This is a genomic window from uncultured Fibrobacter sp., assembly GCF_946062555.1.
GTDB lineage: Bacteria > Fibrobacterota > Fibrobacteria > Fibrobacterales > Fibrobacteraceae > Fibrobacter.
The window spans coordinates 35,216-56,830 of the sequence record NZ_CAMGVQ010000006.1 but is presented as its reverse complement, the minus strand read 5'-3'; the positions used below and the strand labels follow the sequence as shown (position 1 = coordinate 56,830).

Here is a 21,615-nt window from a genome sequence, read left to right as displayed (position 1 = left end):
TTGCACGGAGGTATATACCATGGATAAAACTTTCTGGCAGGAAGCATTGAAACAGTTCGGCATCGGCGTCATTTTCGCGCTGATGCTTGCCATCTTCTACACGAACGAAAACGCAAAGTGGGAAAAGAACGCCGCCAATGACCAGGTGCGCTGGGAAGCAGTGCTGAAACAGTACAGCGACGACCAGAAAAGGGCGCTTGACGCGATACGGGCCTGTTGCATGGAATCGCACACGACAGGGAGGCAACCGTGAGCAAGTCCGAACTCAAGCCCAAGGCGAAAGAATTTTACACCATTCACCAGATGAGCCTAGCTGACATTAGCCGCCGGCTCAACATCTCCACGCGCACCCTTCAGAACTGGAAATCCGAAGAACACTGGGACGAAGCACGTGCCGAAATCAGCGGCAGCGAAAAGAACTTTCACGCGCAGCTGTTCGAGCTGGGCGAAGTAATGGCCCGCAAGATCAAGCAGGACGAACTGGACGGCGTAAAGGTTGCAGCCGAACGCTACACCGCACTCCAGCGAATCATAGACACCGCCGAACACGCACGCAAGTATGAAGCCGTAGCGCCCAAGAAGAACAAGTCTGAACTCTCTCCGGAAGAACGTACCAAGAAGGCGCTCGACGAAATCAAGAAACACCTGGGCGTATAATGGCAGCACTTGACGAATTCTTTTTTCCGTATCAAAAGCGGTGGCTAGCCGACAAGTCGAAAGTCAAGATTTTCGAGAAGTCCCGCCGCATCGGCGGCACGTGGGTGCAAAGCTTCGAAGACGTGCAGTACTGTATCGAGCAGCCCGGACTCAAGGTCTTTTTCAGCTCAGCGGACATGACCGCCGCAGCCGAATACATCGACTACTGCGAATCCTGGATTCAGAAACTCAACGCCATCGCCAAGGCTCTCGCCGAAATCAACTCCGAAGACATCGAGGACTGCGAATTTGCCGACGAGGACAAGGGAATCAAGAGCAAGATAATCGAGTTCAACAACGGCTCCAAAATCTACGTGCTCTCCAGCAACCCCAAGGCGTTCCGAAGCAAGGGCGGTAAAATCGTGTGGGACGAAGCCGCCCACCACGAAAACGACCAGAAGATGTGGGCTGCCGCGAAGCCCGCCGCCATGTGGGGCTATCCCATCCGCATCTTGTCAACCCACAACGGTGTAAACAGTCTGTTCTACAAGCTCATCGAGAAATGCAAAAAAGGTGAACTTGACTACAGCGTGCACACCGTGCCAATCCAGCTCGCAGTAGAGGAAGGAGTTGCCGACCGCATCTGCGGTCGCAAACTCTCCAGGAAAGAACGCGAAGAATGGCTGGAGCAGGAACACAAAGGCTGCCTTACCGAAGCCATCTGGCAGGAGGAATACTGCTGCAACCCGCAGGACGAATCCAAGGCCATGATCAGCTACGACCTGATTCACAGCTGCGAGCGCCTGGGAGTGCTCGGGCTCGAAAAGGCCAAAGGCCCGCTCTACCTGGGTTGCGACGTGGCCCGCCACCGTCACCTTTACGTCATCTACGTGTTCGAAGACATCGGCGACCGCCTGATTTGCCGTGCAGTAGAAGCCTATCAGAACAAGAAGTGGAGTTACCTTGAACAGAAACTCTACAAGTTCCTGAAACTACCGAACCTTGTCCGTGGCTGTATCGACCGCACGGGATGTGGCGACCAGTTCACCGAACGGGCCCAGGACAAGTTCGGCTCCGTCAAGGTCGAGGGCGTACTTTTCTCCAACACGGTAAAGGCCGACCTTGCCATCAACCTTTTGCAGGCGTTTGAAGACCAGAAGATTATCATCGAGAAATGCCCGAAGTTCCCGGGCATCGACACCAAAATCGAGGACGAACAGGCCGAAAGCATCCACGCCGTCCGAAAGATAGTCACCAGTGCGGGGAACGTGCGCTACGATGCCGCAAGCACCGAGCAGGGCCACGGCGACTTCTTCTGGGGAGCGGCCCTCGCATACCATGCGAAAAACGCAAGTGACGCGGGTCCGGTATTCATCCAGACCGCAAATCCGTTCAAAGGGGAAAGCATGAATTTTAACGGTTTCTGACAATCGCACAGAAAGGCCCTTTTTAGCCCGTTTTTGTTTTGGACTAGTAAACGGTCATCCGATTTTAGAAAATCAAAATTCAACGAATTTGAACGGCTATTCAACGAGATTAGAAATACACCGAGGACTGCATGAGCAAGAAAAGAAAAAAACAGACCGAAAACCCCCAGAACGGCGGTGAAAAACTCCGCTTGGCGACCGAAGTGGCCACCCGGGCTGCTGCAACTTTCATCACGGGCGAAGATTACCTGCCCAACCCCGACCCTATCCTCAAGGCGCAGGGTGGGAACATCAAGGTCTACCGAAACTTCGTGGACGGGCACCTCGATGCCGTCAAGAGCAAGCGTTTCGCATCCATCACCAGCCGCACCTGGACCATCGACGGTAGCAAGGGCGACCCCAAGAAAGCGAAGATGCTTGAAGAATACTTCTGGAACCTGGAACTGCGCAACACCATTTCGCAGATGCTCCAGGCCATCGGCTTCGGTTTCGCCGTCCACGAAGTCGTGTGGGATTCAGTACCCACGGCCTACGGAACGCTCATTCTGCCTGTCGCCATCAAGGACCGCCCGCAGGAATGGTTCCGCTTCGATGACGAAGGCAGGCTGCTATTCCAGAACAAGTTCAACGCGAAGGTTCCCGTACCCGACCGCAAGTTCATCGTGACCCGCAACCGCCCCACGGCCACCAATCCCTATGGCGAGCCAGTCTATGCCCGTTGCTTCTGGCCCATGGCCTTCAAGAAGGGCGGCCTCAAGTTCTGGATGATATTCGTCGAAAAATACGGCATGCCCAAGGCCGTCGGCAAGATTCCTCCGGGAGCGACCGACAAGGAACAGAGCACCTTCCTCAGGATGCTTTCGGGGCTTGTGCGCGATGCCGTGGCGGTCATCCCGCAGACGGGCTCCGTGGAGCTCCTGGAAACCAAGATGAGCGGCACCAACCCCCACAGCGAAATCGTTGCCTGGGCGGATTCCGAAATCAGCAAGGCGTGGCTTGGCGAAACCCTCACCACCGAACAGACAAATTCCGGCGGCACCCAGGCAATGGCCACCGTGCACAACGACGTGCGCCTGGACTTGGCCCTTGACGATGCCGCCATGATTGAATCCAGCTTCAATCAGCTTATCAGGTGGATTTACGAAATCAACTGGCCTGGCGAAAAGGTCATACCGTGGATGAACATCATTCTCCCGGAAGACATGCAGCAGGCGCGCCTCGAACGTGACGCAAAGCTCTCGCAGCTGGGAGTCAAGTTCAACGCCCAGTACATCAGCGACATCTACGGTATCGACGAGAAGTATTTCGAGATGCAGGAAGTACAACCGCAGGGTGGCATGTTCGCCGAAGGCCCCGAGAAGAAGGGCAAGGTCAGAAGGACCGCCCACGAACTCCGAAACCAGGTGAACGCATTCACCGAACACCTAGAAGACGAATGCGAAAAGGTCGATATCCTGGCACCCATCAGGGAACTGGTAGAAAACGCAAAGAGCCTCGAAGAAGTCCGCGACAAGCTGGGCGGTTGCTACGGCGAAATGCCCATGGACAAAATCGCCGACGAAATGGAACAGGCGTTCCTCGCCGCAGATCTTGCGGGCCGTTTCTCCATCCTGAAAAAGGCGGGAATCGTCAATGGCTAAGGAACTCGGATTCAAGCAGGGCGCTTACAAGGAAGCCGTCGATTACTTCAAGAAGAAAATCAACATTCCTACAAAACGCTGGAACAGCCTCAAGGGTGCAATGCACACCCGGGCGTTCACCGTTGCCGGCGCAATGCGTGCCGACATCCTGCTCGATTTCCGAAATGCGGTTGACAGGGCCATCGAAAAGGGTGACTCACTGCAAGACTTCCGCGACAACTTCTACAAGATTGCAAGCAAGTGGCGGGCGGCAGACCCCAGCTTCGACGCGAAGATGGAAAAGCCGAAATACGGTGCGTGGCGTTCCAAGGTCATTTACCAGACGAACATGCTCACCGCAGCGGCGGCAGCCCAGGAGCGACAGGCAAGGGCCATGCCCGACGTGTTCACCCACGCCAAGTACGTGTGCATGATGCTCCCCGGTAGCCGCGAGGAACACAAGGCCTGGAACGGCACCGTGCTCCCCGTAAACGACCCCTGGTGGGAAAAGCACAGCCCGCCAAACGGCTTCGGCTGTCTCTGCGAAAAGGAGTTCATCAGCAAGTACGAAATGGACCGTGGCGACGAGAAGGTGACCAGAGCGCCGACCGCCGCAAACGACACCAGGAACATCGGCGAGAACTGGGACTACAGCATAGGCGATGCTGATGCCGAAAACCAGCGGCTAAAGGAATACACGCAAGAGAAAGAAGAAAAGCTGTTCAGGAATTACCCGGAAGCGAGGAAGGCAGCAAGCGAAGCTGACGCCAAAACCGAAAAGCAGAATACGACTACAGAACCTGAATTAGACCTTAGCAAGATTAAGACGGTAAAGGCAAGACCACTGAGCAAAAAAGAACTTCAATTAGAACGAGATGAAAGAGAAAAAAACATCAATAATCTTATTCAAGAAGCTCGCAACAAGAAGATCCTGTATAACGAAGCCAAACCGCTAAAAAAGATTCTCTCTGAGACGCAAATTATTGAAAAAATAGGTGGCATAGACCCTACGAAAGAAGGGGCCTGCGCTTCTCAAGCACTTGCCTACATTGCCAACAAATTTGGCTTTGACGTTAAGGACTACAGAGGCGGCAAAAGCCGCAGTTTATTTGGTGATGGTTCAAGTATTGAACAACTCGCAAAATCTGGAGGCTTTAGGGTAACAGAAGCTAACGGCTTTAAAAGCGCTGAAAAGCTGTTACAACACGTTGAAAAGAGAAAGGAGTATTTCTTTACTAGCGGGAAACACGCAGCAATAGTTCGCCTAAAGAAAAATTCCCGTCAAGAGAAAAAAATATTCGAATTTCTTGAATTACAAGGATTAAAGAAAGAAAATGGTTTCCAAGAATTGACAGAATCTGTATTGAAAAGAAGGTTTTTCGCAAGAAAAGGAAATGTCGAGTATTTCGATTTCTTAATCGATATAGAAAAATTAAAAGACTCCCCGAAATTCAGGGAGTTGCTAGGATTCATGAACACTCAGGGGCTATAATGTTTCGCACTAACCACCAAGTAATTTTTTCCAATAAGGATTCTCCTTGTCGAACAAGGCTTTCTCCTCTTTGGTAAAATTTTTGGGATAATCTTCAAAAACAAAAAGAATTTTTTTCTTGTCAAAGGAAACTGCAGATATTCCAACCTGGCCAATATAATCAACCCACCAGATTTTATCATCATCATCTACCTTAAAAAACTTAATCTTTCTCGTTTCTTTGTCAACCGTGATCATGATTAACCTCGCTCCCTAATATACCATTTTACCCAAGGAAATGCAACCCCATGTCAAATTTTATCAACGCAGACGTGAAAATCGATAAATTCAACGAAATTATCGATATTGCGAAGCGGACGGCAAGCGACTTGAAGCCCGCCATGGCGGCTATCGGCAACCTTGTGGCAAAGAGTGTCAAGCAGAACTTTCGCGAAGGTGGCCGCCCCATCCGGTGGCCCAGCTCGAAAAAGCCCAAGGGAAAGACCCTGGTTGGCACCGGGGCGCTCATGAAGGGAATCCACTACGAGCTCGACAGCGACGGCAACGCCGTCACCGTAATGACCGGCCCCCAAAAATATGCCCACATCCACCAGTTCGGCGGTTCAATCCCAGCACACGACATCGTGGCCAAGAACCGCAGGGCGCTCCGTTTCACAGTGGGCGGCACGGTATTCTACCGCAAGAGCGCCCACCACCCGGGCGCAAACATCCCCGCCCGCCCCTACATGCTTCTCCAGGAAGAGGACGAAACCAAGATCAAGGATATCCTGGCAAACAGAATCGTCGATGAAATGAAAAAGAAAGGAGGTCTCAAATGACAAAACCCGCACCCAAAACAAACAAGCCCAAACGCGCCTACTACAACGAAATGCCCGTGGAAACAATCAAGATTATCCACGCCATCGTGAAGCGCGAAGAACTCCCGCGTGAAGCCGCCTACGACATCGGCAACGCCGTCAAGTATCAATGCCGCGCAGGACTCAAGCCCGACAACGACTGGAAAGACGACATCCGCAAGGCCGAAAACTATCTGCACCACGCAAGAACCGGCGAATGGATGAAGGAATAAAGTGTATGCTAGAACAGGCTCAGTTGCCCTTTGTTTTCAGGCTTCTTTTCAACCACGTTCATGTACCTGTAGATCGTGCGCTCGCTGACTCCGGTTTCAAACGCAAGCTGGTGAACTGGCTTGTCGAAGTTGTCGCGCATATAGCGGCGCACTGCTGTTGGGTTCATCCTGGCTGGGCAGGCTACATGGTTGCCCGCGAACTTCTTCCAGATACGTTTGGCAATGTCGAGCCCGAGGGTGTTTGCCACCCACTTCAGGTCGTCATTCGGAAGGTCGTCGATTGTCAGGGAATCCCAGAAGCTCATTCTGTATTGCAAATATAATCAAAAAACGCGAAAAAAACAACAACATAAAAAAGGGAAATGAAAAATGAAAACCCAAAGTAGAATTTTCAAGATGAAATCTTGGATAAAAGAATTGTTTGAAAATGAATTTTTCGTCGAAGACCTAATATGGTTTGTCGTGTTTGCAGGGGCTGCAATAGTGCTATTGGTCAAGGCTTTTTAGTTCTTGATCCAAAAGGAGTTTTACTGTAGTACACAGGTTAAGTGAGTCCTCGACATAGGCCTTTTCCTTGGACGCCATTTCTTCGTCTTCGCTGTAATTTGTTTTGAAAAGGCAATCCTTGAACTTTTCAATTCTTTCCAAAATCAACCTAAGAATTTTCACTTTATTCAGAGAACCATTTAATGCAGAAAAATTGTCTCTAATCTCTTCCAACGCGATTCTGCCATATTGAACAAAGGTCTTGTCATAATGATTTACAACGGAAGCCAAAGCATAGTCAAAACACATGAACGAATGAAATTTCTGTTTTTGCGTTTTGGCAAGTCTTGCCTGAGTCAACCAGTTCAAAATTTCTTGCTCGTGCAGCTCCTTCACAAGTGCCGACAGGCGCGTCATTTCTTGATTCTGTTTATCAATGTTGTTCTTGAACCTTCGTTCAGTTTCTTCGGCAGTCTTTTCCGCAGTCTTTTTGATAGTCCTTTTTATAAGCAGAATATCGTTGACAATTTTATAGCCGACAATAATTCCGACAACTGCAATAAATATCGTGAACACCATCAGCAAGTCACTGAACGAATTGGAGTAGAACTCTTGCGACTTATTCAAAAGATCTATGGTAAAGACCGAATCCAGCACAACCCTCACAGTATCGAAGGATATGCAGTGATTGACACCAAGAAAATCCACGAAGAGCGAATCGCACGGCATAAGCCTTACTTCTTCTTTTCGCTGTTCCCGAAATTCCTGAAGATGGTAACGATGATGAACCAGGCGACGACGGGAATACCCGAAACAGCTGCGGCGGTCATCTGCCCGTTAAGCACAAGCACGATGGTGAGTACGAACAATACTAGCGCAAGCACAAAGGTGAACACCTGCCCGAGAATCGTGGACAAGTTCGCCCCCTTGACAGCCATACGCTGTATTTCAACTTCCATGGTGCGCCGCTTGTCGCTGTTTTCCGCAAGTTTCATGATGCGGTCGGGCAAGTCAGGCGACACAGCCTTGAACGCTTCCATCATTTCTGGGGAAGGAACTGGCCCCTTGTATTGGGTGGCCGTGAGACCCAGCGCCGGAGAAACCGGCTGGCCCTTCTTTTCCATGGCGCGGCGTTGTTCCCTGTTAGCCATCGGCAAGGGCCTCGGACGCTTCCGTAATTTCGCACCAGGCATCGCCGAAGCAGTTGCCCACGTCCTCCCAGACGGACGGAGCCTTCGGAAGTTGCTGCACTTCCGGTACAGGAGCCGTCTTGGGAGTCAGGACGCCGATGGTGGCGGCACCCGAAAAGAAAGCGGATATGAAAGCGGTCTTGTTCATTTCAATAGTCCCTTACTCCTTAAATATAACAATTTATCACGGCGAGGGGTAGTCAATGTATATAAGATTCCCAGTTACCCGATAGCCTTGGCGGGTGGGTTCTCTGCTTCGGGCGTGGTGGCGGCGTGGCGGGAGCTCAGGGCGAGGGCGACGACCTGGTTGAAGAGGCGGGAGAGTTCCTCGACGGTGGGCGTGGCGGTGCCCTGCCGCCAGGAGTCGAGCGTGGCGGGGCTTACCCCCACGAGCTGGGCGAGGCGGCTTGCGGGCGTGTTCGACAGCTCAAGAGCGCCTGAAAGGTCAAGAATACCTTTATTTTCGGAATCCCCCTTGACAAAGTTAAAACTATTGTTTAATTCATCAATAGTTTTATCATTATCAAGAATCCACGATACGCTGCACCCCAAACCGGCTAATTTTTGCAGAATTTCAAACCCCGGCTTTCTTTTTTCAGCCGTGTATGCAGCCAATTGCTGTGGAGACATACCCAATGCAGCCGCCAAATGCTTGTCTGCACCATATTTTTTTTGCGCAAAAGCCTTGATTTTATCGCCGAACATAAGAAAAATTCACTTTTTGTTTAATTTCATCTTGACAAGGATAAAACTATTGTTTGGATTATGAATGTAGTAGTGATTAACCACCACTACAAAAAGTTAAAAAAGACAAGGAACTTTTCCAAATGGATAAAAATCTTACAGTGACGAAATTCTCGTGGCGCAAGGCCGCCGAAAGGGTCTCCGAAATCGCCGGAAAGCCCTACAGCGCCCAATACATAAGGGAAGTAGCCACTGGCTACCGTACCAACAACCAGCTTACCCCCATCCTCAAGGACCTGGGACTCACCACCAAAGGAGTAGCATAATGATCAAGAAAATTTTCGACGAAGAACCCGAAACCACCACCGAAGGGCCCACCGAAACGGTGTACCCTTTGGACGAAGCCGAAACCCCGACAAACGACCCTGACACCCAGTCCGGCGACATCGTTCCCGCCGAATACTCCGGCAGCTCCGCACACTGCATCGCCAGGGAAACCGGTGTCAAGGAAGACGACCTTGACCCGACCATGTCCGGGGCCCTACGACTCCGTTATCGCATCTTCAACGACACCGCAATCCGAATGGTTCTCGACGACCAGAAGAACGCATGGTTCGTGGCCGACGACATCTGCAAGATTCTCGGCTACGCTAAGGACACGGCGACGGTCATCAAGAAACACTGCAACAAGGTCTATGACAGCAAGGACCTTGACGGCACAAACGAGCTAGCCAAGAAGATTACGGTGGACACCAAGGGCGGCAAGCAGGCGATGATCGCCATCAACGAGCCCGACCTCTACCGCCTCATCATGCGCAGCCGCATGCCCGACGCGGTCAGGTTCGAGCGCTGGGTGGTGGAAGACGTGCTTCCGACCATCCGCAAGACGGGCAAGTACACCGTCAAACGCAAAATCGATTACGCGGCGGCCACCGACGCCACGACGGTCGCCCCTGCCGAAGAGTCCGTCCAATGCGAACTGTTCCCCAATATGATGCCCTCGATGACGTTCCCGAAACCCTTGACCGAAAAAATCAACGCCGCGAAGCTCAAGCTCTACAACGAGGGACACACGTTCCCCAACAACAAGGAGTTCGTGAAGTTCCTCATCACCCGCGCACTCGACCAGCTGGAATAGCCGACCGCGCACGCCCTTAAACTTCCACTCACAAGGAGATCTACAATGACTACCAGTATCCCTCTTCACACCATCGTTCCCGTCTCGCTCAAACGCAACTGCGACATCTGCGGCAAGGAAGCGCGCATCACCGTGAACCAGGACCATTTCTGTGGCGAATGCATGCGCACCAGGCGCGTCCGCGCTTTCTACATCGGAAGGGCTAGCCGCTAATGCAACCTATCTGGATTAGTTCAACGAAGGCAGCGGAGCTTCTCGGGATTTCCGACAGGCAGGTTCGCCGTAGCGTCTCCATGTGGAACTACCGCTGGAGCGAAAAGGACGGGCGCAAGGTTCTCGAAATCGATGTCCGCAGCCTTCCCGCCGAGGCCTCGAACCGCTATGTCCAGGAGACCCTGCCCGAAGCCCCCGAAGTCGCCACCCGCGCAGAGGACGTGGAGACGGTCATCAGGAGCTACGACCGCGCCACCGACCGCGCGAAGAAGAATTTCGACAAGTGGACGCTCATCCTGCTCAAGTGCGAAGGCATCACGGGCACCAAGGAACTTGGCCGTTTCGTGGACGAGTGGAACAAGGCCCACCCCGAAATGAAGACGAGCATCAAGAGCATCTACCGTCAGCGTTCGCAGGTCGGCGAGTGCGGGAAGATTGCGCTCATCAACCACCTCGAAGTGATGCACTCCACCGTGCGCGACGCCTGGTTCGAAGATTTCAAGAACGCCTACTTGACTGCGAACAAGATAAGCGTATTCTCCAGCTGGATGATTGCGCTCGGCAAGGCCATGGAACGCGGCGACGTGAAGGACCAGAGCGATTTCCCGAGCATGTCGGCTTTCAATCGCAGGCTCAAGAAAGAGTTCGCACCCGATGTCATCTACTTTGCCCGCGAAGGCAAGAAGAAGTTCTACGACAACAAGGGATTCCACCTGGACCGCGACTACTCCGACCTGAAGGCGGGGCAGGTGTGGGTGGGCGATACCCGCACGTGGGACGTGTTCGTCAAGGTGCAGGGGCAGGAAAAGCCCGCCACCTGCTACATCACGCTGTTCATGGACTTCAAGACCTACATGCCCATGGGCTGGTGCCTGCACCACGACGCCCCGGGTACCGAGAACACGCTCCGCGCCATGCGTCACGGCATCGAGCGCTACGGTCTTCCGGAAGAAATCTACGTGGACAACGGTCGCGAATACCGCAACCGCGACTTCTCCGGCCAAAGCCGTGGCCACCAGATCGTGGAAGACGAGCAGTATGCCGAATCCATGGCAAGCCGTCTCGGTATCAAGATGCACTTCGCCATCGTGCGTAACGCCCGCGCGAAGATCATTGAACGCAATTTCTTGATTATCAAAAACGGCTTTGACCGTATGTTCAACAGCTTCAAGGGCGGCACCGTGGTCGAAAAGCCGGAGCCCCTGAAGGGCGTGCTCAAGAGCGGGAACTTCCTTACCTGGGAAGAGTTCTACGGCCTTGCGCAGGAATACATGACGAATGTTTTCCCGGGGCTCCCTTGCCATGGAAAGCACCACAACGGCATGACCCGCCGCGAGCTCTGGAACGCAGAAATCGTCAAGCGAGAACCGATGCGCAGGGTGAGCCGCGAGACTCTCTCCATGCTGGTAAGCCGCACGGTGAAGGGCCGCATCATGCACATGGGTTTCCACCTGGCACAGCTCGATTCCTGGTACTGGGCCGAATGGATGCCCGTGTGGAAGGGCCGCGAGGTCACCTTCCGCTACGACCCCGACGACATGCGAACCGCCTGGTGCTACGACCAGAACAAGAAGCTCATCGGCGAATGCAACCTGCAGAGCGCCGTGGGTGCCATGGTCAAGGACGACGATGCCGTGGGCAAGCAGCTGATTGCCGAAGGGGTCGCCCGCAAGCGCCACGAGGAAAAGATGCTCAAGGAAATCTGCCCCGACATGTCGAAGGAACAGGCCGAAGAGTACATCAGCGCCATGCGCACCGCCGTGGGCCCGCAGGACATCTTCGTGCCACAAGGCCCCACGCACCTTACGCGCCACGACCGCGACTCCGAACAGCTCAGGGCAGAAAAGAAGGTGGGCAACGCCGACTTCTACAACATCGTTGACGGCGAAGTGGAAGAAAAGCCGAGCACCGACCTATGGGATGAACTCTTGACAGGCGAAGCGATTTAATGGACTCCGAACAGCTCTTGAAAATCTACCGTGCGGTCGCAGGCCCCGTTGCCGAAAACAACGTGGACAAGGCGCTGATGATCATCAGACGCGCCGGACGGTTCCCGGACGATGTGGACCGGCACGAGATACGCACCTGGTACCGCATCAAGGAACGCCTGGTAAAGGCGGGACTCCTCTAGAACTTAGCCGATGGGGGCAGGCACACTTTGCCGCAACACAACACAAGATCTCCCTGAAACCGCCCCCGGAGGCAACCCTTTTAACCCAGCAACCATAAAGGATAGAATATGGACGCAACAATCAAGCAACTCAAGGACTACATGTCCCGCACCGGGGCATCGCAGACCAAGGTGGCGAACGCCATGGGCATAAGCCCCGCCACGCTCAGCTACTTCATAAAGGGCACCTACACGGGCGACATCGACGCCATCTGCGAGAAGGTGAAGGACTTCCTCGAAGTAGAAGCCCAGCGCGAGACTATCAAGCAGAACGAAGGAATCGTGCAGACCAAATGCTTCAAGACCATCCACAAGTTCTGCTCGCTGGTGCTCAGCCACCAGATTTGCGGGATGCTCACGGGCGACGCCGGTTGCGGCAAGACCACCGCGCTGAAGGCCTTCGCGAAGGCCCACCCGAGCGTCATCCTTATCGAGGCGGACCACGGCTACACCGCCAAGGCTCTCTTCGACGAGCTCTGCGCAGAACTCGGTCTCGACGAACGCGGGAGCCTGCACGAAAAGCTCGTGCGCGTCGTGAACAAACTGAACGACTCGGGCCGTCTGGTCATCATCGACGAGGCCGAGCACCTGCCCTACCGTGCGCTCGAACTCATCCGCCGCGTCCACGACAAGGCGGGCGTGGGAATCGCCCTTTGCGGCATGCCCAGGCTCGAAAAGAACGTGCAGGGCGACAAGAACCACTACGCCCAGCTGAACAGCCGCATCAGCGCACCTTGCAGGGCGAAGCTCCTGGATAACGACGATGTAAAGGCGTTCATCGAGAGCCGCTTTGCCAAGTACGAAGGCAACTGCATCGAACGCGCCGCCCAGATTTGCCGCAGGAACTTCCGCCTGCTCTCGCATCTCGTGATGTGGAGCAAGGAACTCATGCGCAACAACGACCGCGAAACCCTCGACAACGAAATCCTTGAATCCGCATCCCAGATGCTCGTGGTGGCACGCTAATGACTACTCCAGCCGACAAGAGAGCCGAACAGTACAGGCAAATCCACGGCCTTGTGCGCCTGCTCGGGATGAACGACGAAGCCTACCGCGACATGCTGCGCGACCGCTACCAGGTCGAAAGCTCCAAGCAGCTCTCGACACAGCAGCGCAGCTCGCTCATCAAGAGCCTGCGCGAACAGGTCCACGGCAAGGCCCAGAAGTTCAACGAGCTCTCCGGCAGGGCCAAGCACAAGGCAAGCCCCGCACAGCTCCGGGCAATCGAGGCGATGTGGGCGCAGGTCAGCCGCGCGGAGACTTCCGAAGACCGCCGCAAGGCCCTGAACTCCTTCTGCAAGCGGCTCACCGGCGTGGAAGTGGTCACATGGATCTGCAAGGAAGACGCGAAGGTGCTCATCAAGGCGATACACGCCATGGGGGCGCAGAGCCCCGAAGAATTTAACCGAAACAAGAACACTAACCAGAGGTAACCCTATGGCAAAGAAAGACAAAGACGGGAACTGGCTCGACGACCGTGGCCGCCCCGTGCCCGAACAGTACATTCCCGCTATCGACAAGAAGCGCGACAAGCTGGTGGAAGCGACCTTCAAGAAGGTCGTGAAGCTCGCCGAAAAGATTGCGGAAACCAAGGTCGAAATCGTCGGTAGTATCGACAAGTATCTCGACGAAATCGCAAAGGAAAACCGTGTCCGCGAGAACTGGAAAGGCAATATCCTTCTGCAGAATTTCGACAAGTCGCTTGTCATCGAGCGCCGCATCGACGACCACATCGGCTTCGACGAAAAGCTCCAGATGGTGAAGACCATCGTTGACAAGTGGCTCAGCGACCGCCTCGACGGTATCGACGAGAACCTGGGAAAGGTCATCACGCAGGCGTTCAATGTCGATAAGCAGGGCCGCGTGAACACCGCCATGCTCATGAAACTTTTGCACCTCGAAATCGAGGATTCCGAATGGAAGAAGGCCATGCGCATGCTGAAAGAGTCGATCATCGTCAAGTCCTCCAAGCAGTCCATCAACTTCAAGCGCAAGGTGAAGAAGGACTCCGGCGAAGTGTGGGAAACCATCGTGCTCAACTTCAACGACATCGTAGCAACAGCCAAGAAGGAAAAGAAAGATGCCGAATAGCGAAACCTACAGGACACTCGACCTTTTCCGCGACCAGCTCGTTCTCGAAGCCGACTTCCAGTTCGGCTACGCGGTCACTCTCCGCCAGAACGGCGAGAAGGCGCTTATCAGCGGCGTAGGCTCCAGCCCGCAGAAGGCCATGGAAGACCTTGCCGCGAAGTGGGAGAAGGGTTAATGACGAAGGCTCAGATTTTCCCGTTCATCCTCATTCTCCTCGACCTTGCTGCGGCTGTTACCTACGGTGTCGTCGATGGAGATATCCGCAAGGTCATCTACTGGGTGTCCGCTGCGGTACTCTCGATTACCGTCACGTTTTAAGCCATTGTCGTGGCGGTAGTCCCCGGGCGGTTGCGGTTGGCCACGTCGGAGGAGTTGTGAAGCCTTCGGCGGCGGGGTTCGAGCCCCCGCACCGTCCCTAAACTCGGCAAAGCTGACCAATAAGCAGCAAACGACGCCTGCGGGTGCAACCGCGAAGCATCCGCAGGCAACCCTTTTACAACAGAGGCCAAATGAAAGACACCCGAATATACAACGAATACGTGACCTGCAGCTGGTGCGGTCACAAGAAATACTGCAAGCTCGAAGACCGCAAGTGGGTCTGCAAGGCCTGCGACACCACCCACCCCGCAGGAGTTGACCGTGAACCTCGCGTATAAGCCGGAAGTCCCCACCTGGAAAAAGAGCCTGAAGAACCAGGAACTCTACGAAATCGTGAACAAGCTGCGCATCGAAATCCAGTGCGACTGCATTCCGGGAACCCTGGTGTATGAAATCATGGCGGGCTACATGACCGACTTCCGCAGCGGTCCTTCCATCGTGAACCCGTTCATCCCGAAAATCGGCGACATCAAGCTCGCGCTCGCGTGGCTCATCCACGATGTCAACTACCACGGCTTCCTCTCGAAGAAACTTGCCGACCGGCTCCTGCTCGAAATGCTGGAACACGCAGGCATGGGCACCGTCAAGCGTAACGCCGTCTATTACGCGGTCAAGTTCTTTGCCGGTTCCCACTACAACACGCTCGACGAAGACCAGGGCGACATCTACAACCACAACAAGACCCTCGTGAAGATGCAGTGGCTCGACAGCAAGGGCTTCACGCTCAAACGCTTCAACGGCAGGGCTATCACCGCAAACGCATTCAGATGATTACCCGAAACGACATACTCAAGGTCATACAGACCACGGCAAAGGCGGCCTACTGCGTCGCCTTTGTCGCACTCGCAATAACCGTACTCTACATGTTAGCCTCATCACTATAGGAGTCAAAATGAACAGTCCGCTAGTATCCCACACCGAGATAAGCCCGAACAGGACTACGCCCCGGAACCACAAGATCGACACCATCACCATCCACTGCACCGCAGGCCACATCAACGTGCGGGCACTCGGCAAGCTGTTCGCAGCCAAGGCCCGCATGGCGTCTGCCAACTACGGCATCGATGACCAGGGCCACATCGCACTCTATGTCGATGAATCCGACCGCAGCTGGTGCAGCAGCAACGCCGTCAATGACCACCGTGCAGTCACCATCGAGGTATCAAGCGACGAAAAAGCACCTTACCGTGTAACCGACGCGGCATTTTCCAGCCTCATCTACCTGGTCGCCGACATCTGCAAACGTAACGGCATCCAGAAGCTCCGCTGGTTCCACGACAAGGCACTTGTCGGCAAGCTGGATGACAATGGCGAACCCGTCCAGAACATGACGCTCCACAAGTGGTTCAAGAACAAGGCCTGCCCCGGCCAGTACCTGGAAGAACGCATGTTCGAAATCGCCGCCAAGGTGAACGCCCTGCTGTAAAGGAGTAAAAGATGAAAGAAATCCTGATGAGCATCCACCACAAGTGGGCAGAACTGATCTACAGCGGCGAAAAGACGCTGGAACTCCGCAAGACCTCCCCGAAAGCATTGGACGGCGACGGTTTGAAGGTTTACCTCTACGACACCGACCTGAAAAGCATCACTGGCGTCATATACGTGAATTTTTGCCACGAAATCACCGGAATAACGCCCAAGATTGTCGAAAATTCGTGCGTTTCTCTCGATGAAATCGAGAAATACAAGGCAAAAGGCAGGGGTAAGCTCTACGGTTGGGAGATTTGCGGCGTCGATGAATACGGTCCCGATTGGCTCTATCCCGAAGATTTGCACATCAAGAGGGCCCCGCAAAGCTGGCAATTCGTGAGGTAAACGCTATGGAATACGTCTTGAAAATCAGAAAAAGGAACTTTGAATCGCTCATGAACGGCGACTTGACCTTCGTCATCCACAAGGTTGATAAGTTCTACTGCGTCGGCGACCGCCTGGTGCTCTTCGAGACCGAAGGCGGCAATGAAACAGGCCGCAGCCTTACCGTGCGTATCACCTTTATCATGCATGCAGAGGACGCCGTAGGCATCAAGGACGATTACTGCGTCGTTTCCGTCAAGCGCGCCGGGAAGAACACCCGCACAAACGTGGGCAACCGCCCCGCAAGCGAAGACGAAGCCGTCGAGTACGCCGCGAAGCTCGGCAAGTCCGCAGACTGTGCAAGGCGCTTCTACAACTACTATTCGATGACCGGCTGGAAGATGAAATCCGGGCTCCCGCTATCTGACTGGCATGCCGCACTCAGGAACTGGAAGGATTTCCAGGGCACGCAGAAGACCCCCGAACAGGCAGAAACAGATAGTCAGTTGGAGCTCTTGCTTCCCATGTTGCTCAAGAAAACGGCTGAACTCGCCAAGCAGAAAGAAAAGCTCGTCTTCCACGATCCGCACATCGGCACCGTGCTCCAGTTCTACGGTTTCGACCGCTTCGATTATAACTTCAACGTTTTCGAAGTCCACGAAATGGTCAAGAAATACGCCACCAGCAGGAAACTCGGCACGGGATGCCCGCAGATGCGCTCCCCGAACCCCTACGGCAAGGGAACGCTCCAGGTGCCAACCATCGAAGAATTCGCCGCCATATTCCAGAAGAAAAAAGGTGAAAATAATGTTCCGTCCGACCCAAAAGAATCTATATTAAATGTGTAACGCGGAGGTGAAGAATGGATTTTCTATTAGTTGGCGGTTTCGTCTGGTTCATATTTTACATTCCGTTCGTTGTAGTATGTTCCATTATTGCCATTCTTTGGTATTTTGTAATCAAACCGATGCTAAATAAACCTTCGGAAAACTAACCAAGATTACGGCTCTTTAACGGCAGGATTCAAAGTCCTGCCTCTTTTTTTTGTCTCACGAAAAGTGAAAAACTCAAAAACATGTCCGCACCACAATTTTCAAGAAAAATTCAAAACGCCATTAACGGCCTAAAAACGCCAATTCACAAAAAAAATGTCTCACGAAAAGTGAAACATCTTTTTCCGCAAAATGAAGAAACCGCGAAAATAGCGAAAAAACGGCAAAATCAAAAAACACACATTTTTCGGGTTAAATGAGACAAGAAAACCCAATAAAATCAAGGGCTCCAGCCACATTCACAGATTTATTTCTTTTCTCATTACTTCCGCTTTGGCATAGTCAAATTTTATGAAAAATCCAGAAATCTTTTCTGTTTTGCAGAACAATTTGTTTGTAATTCGCTAAATTGTACCTATAAAACACTTCTTTTTACTCGGTTTATAGGTACACCCCTATAATTATAGGTGCTTTTTATCGTTTTTGCACGAGTTTATCGCTGACCAGCTTCAATATCCAAGCGACAAGCACGATGATAACGAGCGTGCAGGCGAATAAAGCCAAGACATTCCATTGCGTAAAGCTCCAATGCATCTTGGCGAAAATCTTGATGAAGGCCGCCTGCGCCCAAACAATTCCCACATGCTGCACCAGGAAAACGCAATACGAAAGTGCCGCAAGTTTCTGAATGGGGAGTTTCACTGCTTTATGGCGGAGCAGGCGTGGCGCGATATAGAATACAACGGCGAATAACGCGAACGCCGCAATCATGCCCGCGTAATCCATGTGGCGGCTCCCGGGAATGGTGACGATGGTAATCGCGAGAAATATGGCACCCGCTGCAATGGCTACGCGGCGGTTCCGCAGACGGTCTAGATTTTCGATCAGGGCAAATCCCATGCAAAACTTGAAAATGAGCGTTATCGGAAGAGCACTGAACAGCTCGTCGTATTTAATGGGAAATAGGAATTGAGAAACGTAAAGGATCGCGAGAGTTACGAGTGTGACGATGGGTGCTTTCCGGTAACATTTGGCGAGTAACGGGTAAAGCAGGTAAAGCATCACGATGGCGCCGACAAACCAGTCCCCGCAAAAGGCGTAAGTGTCGACTCCGAACAGCTTCACATAACCGTCAAATCCGATGACGGTTAGCGACAGCTTGAAGGGACTGCCCATGAAAAACGGGTTGCCGTCCGCAAGTAGGTGCCGAATCATCGAAAGGGGAATGTAAAGACTGAGAATCCAAAACGGCGGGTAGATTGCCTTCGCCCGTTTTACATAAAACGTTTTAATTTGCTCGAATTTGTTCGTGTTTTTTGGTACGTCAATTGTTATGCTCGGTTGAGTCGGGTATCCCTCTTCACAGCCGATAACGCCGTATCTTTTATAGAGCAGCCCTCCCGAAAGGGCAATGAAAATCGTAACGGCGATATTGCCGAAATCGTAATTCGACGTGGTGCAGAATAAATTAATGAACGGGAGCCCGGCTGCCGCGTATTCGCATCCGAAATGGTACGTGATGACAAAGAACATCGCAAGTACGCGCAAGACATCGAGTTCCTGAATTCGATTAGACATAATAATAAAATAGAAAACTTGCTTGAGTAGGAATGGTGATTCCCGAACAAGTCGGGAATGACAATGCAAAACAAGAAACCCCGCGGTTGCCCGCGGGGTTCCCTTAAGCTTTTGAATAAGCTAATTAAGCTTCAGCTTCGTCAGCCTTCTTCTTGGAAGCCTTCTTCTTCGGGGCGGCGGCTTCACCGATGGTGGTGCCAGATTCGCCCGGCTTGTGAGAGTCCATCCAAGCCTTGAGCTCGGCGGATTCACGGTTCTTGAAGTAGTCAACCACAGAGAGGAAGATCTTACGGTTGTTCTGGTCGATTTCGGTCACGACAGCCGGAACTTCGTCGCCAACCTTGAATGCATCGGCCGGAACCTTGATGTATTCAGCGGTGAGCTTGGAAACCGGGATGAAGCCTTCGATACCGTCAGCGAGTTCAACCACGACGCCGCGGTCGAGCATGCGAACGATCTTGCCCTTCACTTCGCTGTTCACCGGGTAGGTGGAATCGATGGTATCCCACGGGTCTTCGGTGAGGTGCTTCATGGAGAGGGAAATACGACGCTTTTCCTTATCGACGGCGAGCACGACGCATTCGACCTTGTCACCCTTCTTGACCATTTCGTTCGGATGGGTGATCTTCTTGGTCCAGGACATGTCGGAAACATGGATGAGGCCATCAACACCTTCCTTGATTTCGACGAATGCGCCGAAGGAAGCGATGTTGCGGATTTCACCAACCACGCGGGCACCCGGCGGAAGTTCGGTTTCGATAGAATCCCACGGATCGGATTCGAGCTGCTTCATGCCGAGAGAGATGCGTTCTGCATCTTCTTCAACCTTGAGCACGACTGCTTCGACTTCCTGACCGACGGTGAGGATCTTGGATGGGTGCTTGACATGCTGAGTCCAGGACATTTCGGAAACGTGGATGAGGCCTTCGACGCCGCTATCCAGTTCAACGAATGCACCGTAATCGGTAATGGAAACAACCTTACCCTTAACGATGGCGCCTTCCGGATAACGTTCGGCGATGTCCTTCCACGGATGCGGCTTAAGCTGCTTCATGCCGAGAGAGATGCGTTCCTTCTTGTCGTTGAAGTCGAGAACCATGACTTCGACTTCCTGGCCGAGCTGGAGCATTTCGGTCGGGTGGTTGATGCGCTTGTAGCTCATGTCGGTGATGTGGAGGAGGCCGTCTACGCCGCCGAGGTCAATGAATGCACCGAAGTCGGTGATGTTCTTGACGATACCCTTGCGGACCTGACCCTTTTCGAGGGTTTCGAGCACGTCGCCACGCTGCTTGTTGCGTTCTTCTTCGAGAACGACGCGGCGAGACACGACGATGTTCCTGCGAGCCTTGTTGACCTTGATAACCTTGAGGTCGTATTCCTGACCGATGAGGGCGTTGATGTCCGGGATCTGACGGAGGTCGATCTGGGAACCCGGGAGGAAAGCGTCGATGCCGAACAGGTCGACAACCACACCGCCCTTGATACGCTTCGTGAGCGTACCACGCACGACTTCGTTGTTTTCGAAAGCAGCGTGGATGCGATCCCACACGCGCACGAAGTCGGCCTTCTGCTTGGAGAGGATGAGACGTCCGTCTTCATCTTCAAGCTTTTCGACAAACACTTCGATTTCGGAACCGATTTCGAGGGAGTCCGTGTCCTTGAATTCACCACGGTCGATGACACCTTCGGACTTGTAGTTCACGTCGATCAGGACTTCCTGGTCGTTCACCTGGCTGATCTTACCGGTGACGAGCTTGCCCTGTTCGAGGCAGTCCATGCCGGCGTAAACGTCAGCGTTCTGCTTACGGAAGTCGGGGCTGCATTCGCTCTGAGCGGCGAGGATTTCTGCGAGATCTTCTGCGGTACCGAATTTGAGATTTTGAGACATATTGTTTAATTGGGTTGTGGAACAAAGGATTCAGGCTACGCCACTACACCTACGTAGTCGAGAATCTTTTGCACCTGTTGTTGGATTGAGATGTGTGTAGTGTCAATTTCAATAGCGTCGTCCGCTTTCTTGAGGGGGGCGTTTGCGCGGGAAGAATCCAGGCGGTCGCGTTCGACCAGGTTTTCGAGGACTTCTTCGAGCGTCACCTTCTCGCCTTTTTCAAGGAGTTCCTTGTAGCGGCGTTCGGCGCGGACCTTCACGTCCGTGACCATGAAAAACTTGTACTTGGCGTCGGGGAAAACGACGGTTCCGATGTCGCGGCCATCCAGGATGCAGCTCTGCTTCTTGCCGATTTCGCGCTGCTTTTCGGTCATTGCGGCACGGACAGAGGGGAGGGCGCAGTAGATGCTCACGTTGCTCGACACCTTCATGCCGCGGATTTCGCTTTCGCGGCTCACACCGTTAATGAGAATGTGGTTTTCGGAGTCGAACCCGAGGTCAAGGTTCTTGAGCAGTTCGTCCATGGCGGGGCCTTCTTCGGCCGCAAGTCCCTTGTCGAGGGCGGCAAGCGTCACGGCGCGGTACATGGCGCCAGTATCCAGATAGGTAATGCCGAGGGCCTTTGCCACGAGCTTGGCGGTGGTACTCTTGCCGGTACCCGAACCGCCATCCAGGGCGATAACAAAATTCTTAGAATTGCTCATGAGTGGGTGCAAATATAGCTTAAGGTGAGAGTCGCGTCAATCGTGCTTGCACGAATTGACATGACC

At 53.2% G+C, this 21,615-nt stretch carries 31 protein-coding genes; 22 read left to right on the top strand and 9 right to left on the bottom strand.

What is annotated here, in order from left to right; translation table 11 throughout:
- The first annotated feature begins 19 nt into the window (after positions 1-19).
- The 5 genes from Q0P86_RS02880 (at position 20) to Q0P86_RS02860 (ending at position 5,174) form a co-directional block, all read left to right on the top strand.
- Positions 20-253, top strand: a complete 234-nt coding sequence (locus Q0P86_RS02880) for a hypothetical protein (protein ID WP_097035758.1) — start codon at positions 20-22, stop codon at positions 251-253.
- Positions 250-657, top strand: coding sequence for a phage terminase small subunit-related protein (locus Q0P86_RS02875; protein WP_294111896.1), 408 nt, complete (start codon positions 250-252; stop codon positions 655-657). The genes Q0P86_RS02880 and Q0P86_RS02875 overlap by 4 nt, the downstream gene beginning before the upstream one ends.
- Positions 657-2,063, top strand: coding sequence for a terminase family protein (locus Q0P86_RS02870; protein WP_295037307.1), 1,407 nt, complete (start codon positions 657-659; stop codon positions 2,061-2,063). Before Q0P86_RS02875 ends, Q0P86_RS02870 begins: the two co-directional genes overlap by 1 nt.
- A gap of 131 nt (positions 2,064-2,194) precedes the next feature.
- Positions 2,195-3,703 (top strand): DUF935 family protein, encoded by a 1,509-nt coding sequence (locus tag Q0P86_RS02865; RefSeq protein WP_295037305.1) that lies wholly within the window; start codon positions 2,195-2,197, stop codon positions 3,701-3,703.
- The gene (locus Q0P86_RS02860) at positions 3,696-5,174 is read left to right on the top strand and encodes a phage minor head protein (protein ID WP_295037303.1); all 1,479 of its coding nucleotides are present in this window, start codon (positions 3,696-3,698) and stop codon (positions 5,172-5,174) included. Before Q0P86_RS02865 ends, Q0P86_RS02860 begins: the two co-directional genes overlap by 8 nt.
- Before the next feature lie 9 nt (positions 5,175-5,183).
- On the opposite strand, the gene Q0P86_RS02855 is transcribed toward Q0P86_RS02860, so the two are convergent.
- Positions 5,184-5,411, bottom strand: a complete 228-nt coding sequence (locus Q0P86_RS02855) for a hypothetical protein (RefSeq protein ID WP_295037302.1) — start codon at positions 5,409-5,411, stop codon at positions 5,184-5,186.
- Between the two features lie 50 nt (positions 5,412-5,461).
- On the opposite strand from Q0P86_RS02855, the gene Q0P86_RS02850 reads away from it, so the two are divergent.
- Both Q0P86_RS02850 and Q0P86_RS02845 read left to right on the top strand, forming a co-directional pair.
- Positions 5,462-5,992 (top strand): phage virion morphogenesis protein, encoded by a 531-nt coding sequence (locus tag Q0P86_RS02850; protein WP_295037301.1) that lies wholly within the window; start codon positions 5,462-5,464, stop codon positions 5,990-5,992.
- On the top strand, positions 5,989-6,243 hold the full coding sequence (locus Q0P86_RS02845) for a DUF3310 domain-containing protein (RefSeq protein WP_295037299.1): 255 nt from the start codon (positions 5,989-5,991) through the stop codon (positions 6,241-6,243). Before Q0P86_RS02850 ends, Q0P86_RS02845 begins: the two co-directional genes overlap by 4 nt.
- Before the next feature lie 8 nt (positions 6,244-6,251).
- Here Q0P86_RS02845 and Q0P86_RS02840 read toward each other — a convergent pair whose 3' ends face one another.
- The 5 genes from Q0P86_RS02840 to Q0P86_RS02820 all read right to left on the bottom strand — a co-directional run bounded on the left by Q0P86_RS02840 (position 6,252) and on the right by Q0P86_RS02820 (position 8,624).
- Positions 6,252-6,560: a Mor transcription activator family protein gene (locus Q0P86_RS02840; protein WP_290992898.1), complete on the bottom strand. Its 309-nt coding sequence runs from the start codon at positions 6,558-6,560 to the stop codon at positions 6,252-6,254.
- 169 nt (positions 6,561-6,729) lie between these two features.
- Positions 6,730-7,386: a hypothetical protein gene (locus Q0P86_RS02835; RefSeq protein ID WP_295037296.1), complete on the bottom strand. Its 657-nt coding sequence runs from the start codon at positions 7,384-7,386 to the stop codon at positions 6,730-6,732.
- A gap of 77 nt (positions 7,387-7,463) precedes the next feature.
- Positions 7,464-7,880, bottom strand: a complete 417-nt coding sequence (locus Q0P86_RS02830; protein ID WP_290992894.1) for a hypothetical protein — start codon at positions 7,878-7,880, stop codon at positions 7,464-7,466.
- Positions 7,873-8,067, bottom strand: a complete 195-nt coding sequence (locus tag Q0P86_RS02825) for a hypothetical protein (protein ID WP_290992892.1) — start codon at positions 8,065-8,067, stop codon at positions 7,873-7,875. The genes Q0P86_RS02830 and Q0P86_RS02825 overlap by 8 nt, the downstream gene beginning before the upstream one ends.
- 74 nt (positions 8,068-8,141) lie before the next feature.
- Entirely contained in the window at positions 8,142-8,624 is a 483-nt protein-coding gene (locus tag Q0P86_RS02820; RefSeq protein WP_294111883.1) for a helix-turn-helix transcriptional regulator, read from the bottom strand.
- 122 nt (positions 8,625-8,746) lie between these two features.
- Between Q0P86_RS02820 and Q0P86_RS02815 the strand changes: the two genes are divergently transcribed.
- The 15 genes from Q0P86_RS02815 to Q0P86_RS02745 all read left to right on the top strand — a co-directional run bounded on the left by Q0P86_RS02815 (position 8,747) and on the right by Q0P86_RS02745 (position 17,235).
- A complete protein-coding gene (locus tag Q0P86_RS02815; RefSeq protein WP_073323795.1) occupies positions 8,747-8,929 on the top strand; it encodes a hypothetical protein in 183 nt (60 codons plus the stop codon).
- Positions 8,929-9,741 carry a BRO family protein gene (locus Q0P86_RS02810; protein WP_294111879.1) on the top strand — a complete coding sequence of 271 codons (813 nt, stop codon included), beginning with the start codon at positions 8,929-8,931 and terminating at the stop codon, positions 9,739-9,741. The genes Q0P86_RS02815 and Q0P86_RS02810 overlap by 1 nt, the downstream gene beginning before the upstream one ends.
- 45 nt (positions 9,742-9,786) lie before the next feature.
- Positions 9,787-9,954 (top strand): hypothetical protein, encoded by a 168-nt coding sequence (locus tag Q0P86_RS02805; protein ID WP_294111877.1) that lies wholly within the window; start codon positions 9,787-9,789, stop codon positions 9,952-9,954.
- Entirely contained in the window at positions 9,954-11,903 is a 1,950-nt protein-coding gene (locus Q0P86_RS02800) for a transposase family protein (RefSeq protein ID WP_294111875.1), read from the top strand. Before Q0P86_RS02805 ends, Q0P86_RS02800 begins: the two co-directional genes overlap by 1 nt.
- On the top strand, positions 11,903-12,085 hold the full coding sequence (locus tag Q0P86_RS02795; protein WP_072807688.1) for a hypothetical protein: 183 nt from the start codon (positions 11,903-11,905) through the stop codon (positions 12,083-12,085). Before Q0P86_RS02800 ends, Q0P86_RS02795 begins: the two co-directional genes overlap by 1 nt.
- Before the next feature lie 108 nt (positions 12,086-12,193).
- The gene (locus Q0P86_RS02790) at positions 12,194-13,090 is read left to right on the top strand and encodes an AAA family ATPase (RefSeq protein WP_294111867.1); all 897 of its coding nucleotides are present in this window, start codon (positions 12,194-12,196) and stop codon (positions 13,088-13,090) included.
- The gene (locus Q0P86_RS02785; RefSeq protein ID WP_294111865.1) at positions 13,090-13,557 is read left to right on the top strand and encodes a regulatory protein GemA; all 468 of its coding nucleotides are present in this window, start codon (positions 13,090-13,092) and stop codon (positions 13,555-13,557) included. Before Q0P86_RS02790 ends, Q0P86_RS02785 begins: the two co-directional genes overlap by 1 nt.
- A gap of 4 nt (positions 13,558-13,561) precedes the next feature.
- Entirely contained in the window at positions 13,562-14,215 is a 654-nt protein-coding gene (locus Q0P86_RS02780; RefSeq protein WP_294111863.1) for a DUF3164 family protein, read from the top strand.
- Positions 14,205-14,390, top strand: coding sequence for a hypothetical protein (locus Q0P86_RS02775; RefSeq protein ID WP_294111861.1), 186 nt, complete (start codon positions 14,205-14,207; stop codon positions 14,388-14,390). Before Q0P86_RS02780 ends, Q0P86_RS02775 begins: the two co-directional genes overlap by 11 nt.
- Complete coding sequence (locus Q0P86_RS02770) at positions 14,390-14,533, top strand: hypothetical protein (RefSeq protein WP_290992869.1); 144 nt, start codon at positions 14,390-14,392, stop codon at positions 14,531-14,533. The genes Q0P86_RS02775 and Q0P86_RS02770 overlap by 1 nt, the downstream gene beginning before the upstream one ends.
- A gap of 191 nt (positions 14,534-14,724) precedes the next feature.
- Complete coding sequence (locus Q0P86_RS02765) at positions 14,725-14,871, top strand: hypothetical protein (RefSeq protein WP_290992866.1); 147 nt, start codon at positions 14,725-14,727, stop codon at positions 14,869-14,871.
- Complete coding sequence (locus tag Q0P86_RS02760) at positions 14,855-15,364, top strand: DUF1353 domain-containing protein (RefSeq protein ID WP_294111858.1); 510 nt, start codon at positions 14,855-14,857, stop codon at positions 15,362-15,364. Before Q0P86_RS02765 ends, Q0P86_RS02760 begins: the two co-directional genes overlap by 17 nt.
- Before the next feature lie 121 nt (positions 15,365-15,485).
- Positions 15,486-16,019: a peptidoglycan recognition family protein gene (locus Q0P86_RS02755; protein WP_294111856.1), complete on the top strand. Its 534-nt coding sequence runs from the start codon at positions 15,486-15,488 to the stop codon at positions 16,017-16,019.
- 11 nt (positions 16,020-16,030) lie between these two features.
- Complete coding sequence (locus Q0P86_RS02750; protein ID WP_294111854.1) at positions 16,031-16,408, top strand: ASCH domain-containing protein; 378 nt, start codon at positions 16,031-16,033, stop codon at positions 16,406-16,408.
- Positions 16,409-16,413: 5 nt separating this feature from the next.
- Entirely contained in the window at positions 16,414-17,235 is an 822-nt protein-coding gene (locus Q0P86_RS02745) for a DUF3850 domain-containing protein (RefSeq protein WP_295037288.1), read from the top strand.
- A 618-nt stretch (positions 17,236-17,853) separates the two neighbouring features.
- Here Q0P86_RS02745 and Q0P86_RS02740 read toward each other — a convergent pair.
- The 3 genes from Q0P86_RS02740 to cmk all read right to left on the bottom strand — a co-directional run bounded on the left by Q0P86_RS02740 (position 17,854) and on the right by cmk (position 21,549).
- Positions 17,854-18,957, bottom strand: coding sequence for an acyltransferase family protein (locus Q0P86_RS02740; RefSeq protein WP_295037286.1), 1,104 nt, complete (start codon positions 18,955-18,957; stop codon positions 17,854-17,856).
- A gap of 124 nt (positions 18,958-19,081) precedes the next feature.
- Positions 19,082-20,845 (bottom strand): 30S ribosomal protein S1, encoded by a 1,764-nt coding sequence (gene rpsA, locus Q0P86_RS02735; RefSeq protein ID WP_290992011.1) that lies wholly within the window; start codon positions 20,843-20,845, stop codon positions 19,082-19,084.
- A 35-nt stretch (positions 20,846-20,880) separates the two neighbouring features.
- On the bottom strand, positions 20,881-21,549 hold the full coding sequence (gene cmk, locus Q0P86_RS02730) for a (d)CMP kinase (RefSeq protein ID WP_290992009.1): 669 nt from the start codon (positions 21,547-21,549) through the stop codon (positions 20,881-20,883).
- Between the last annotated feature and the right edge of the window lie 66 nt (positions 21,550-21,615).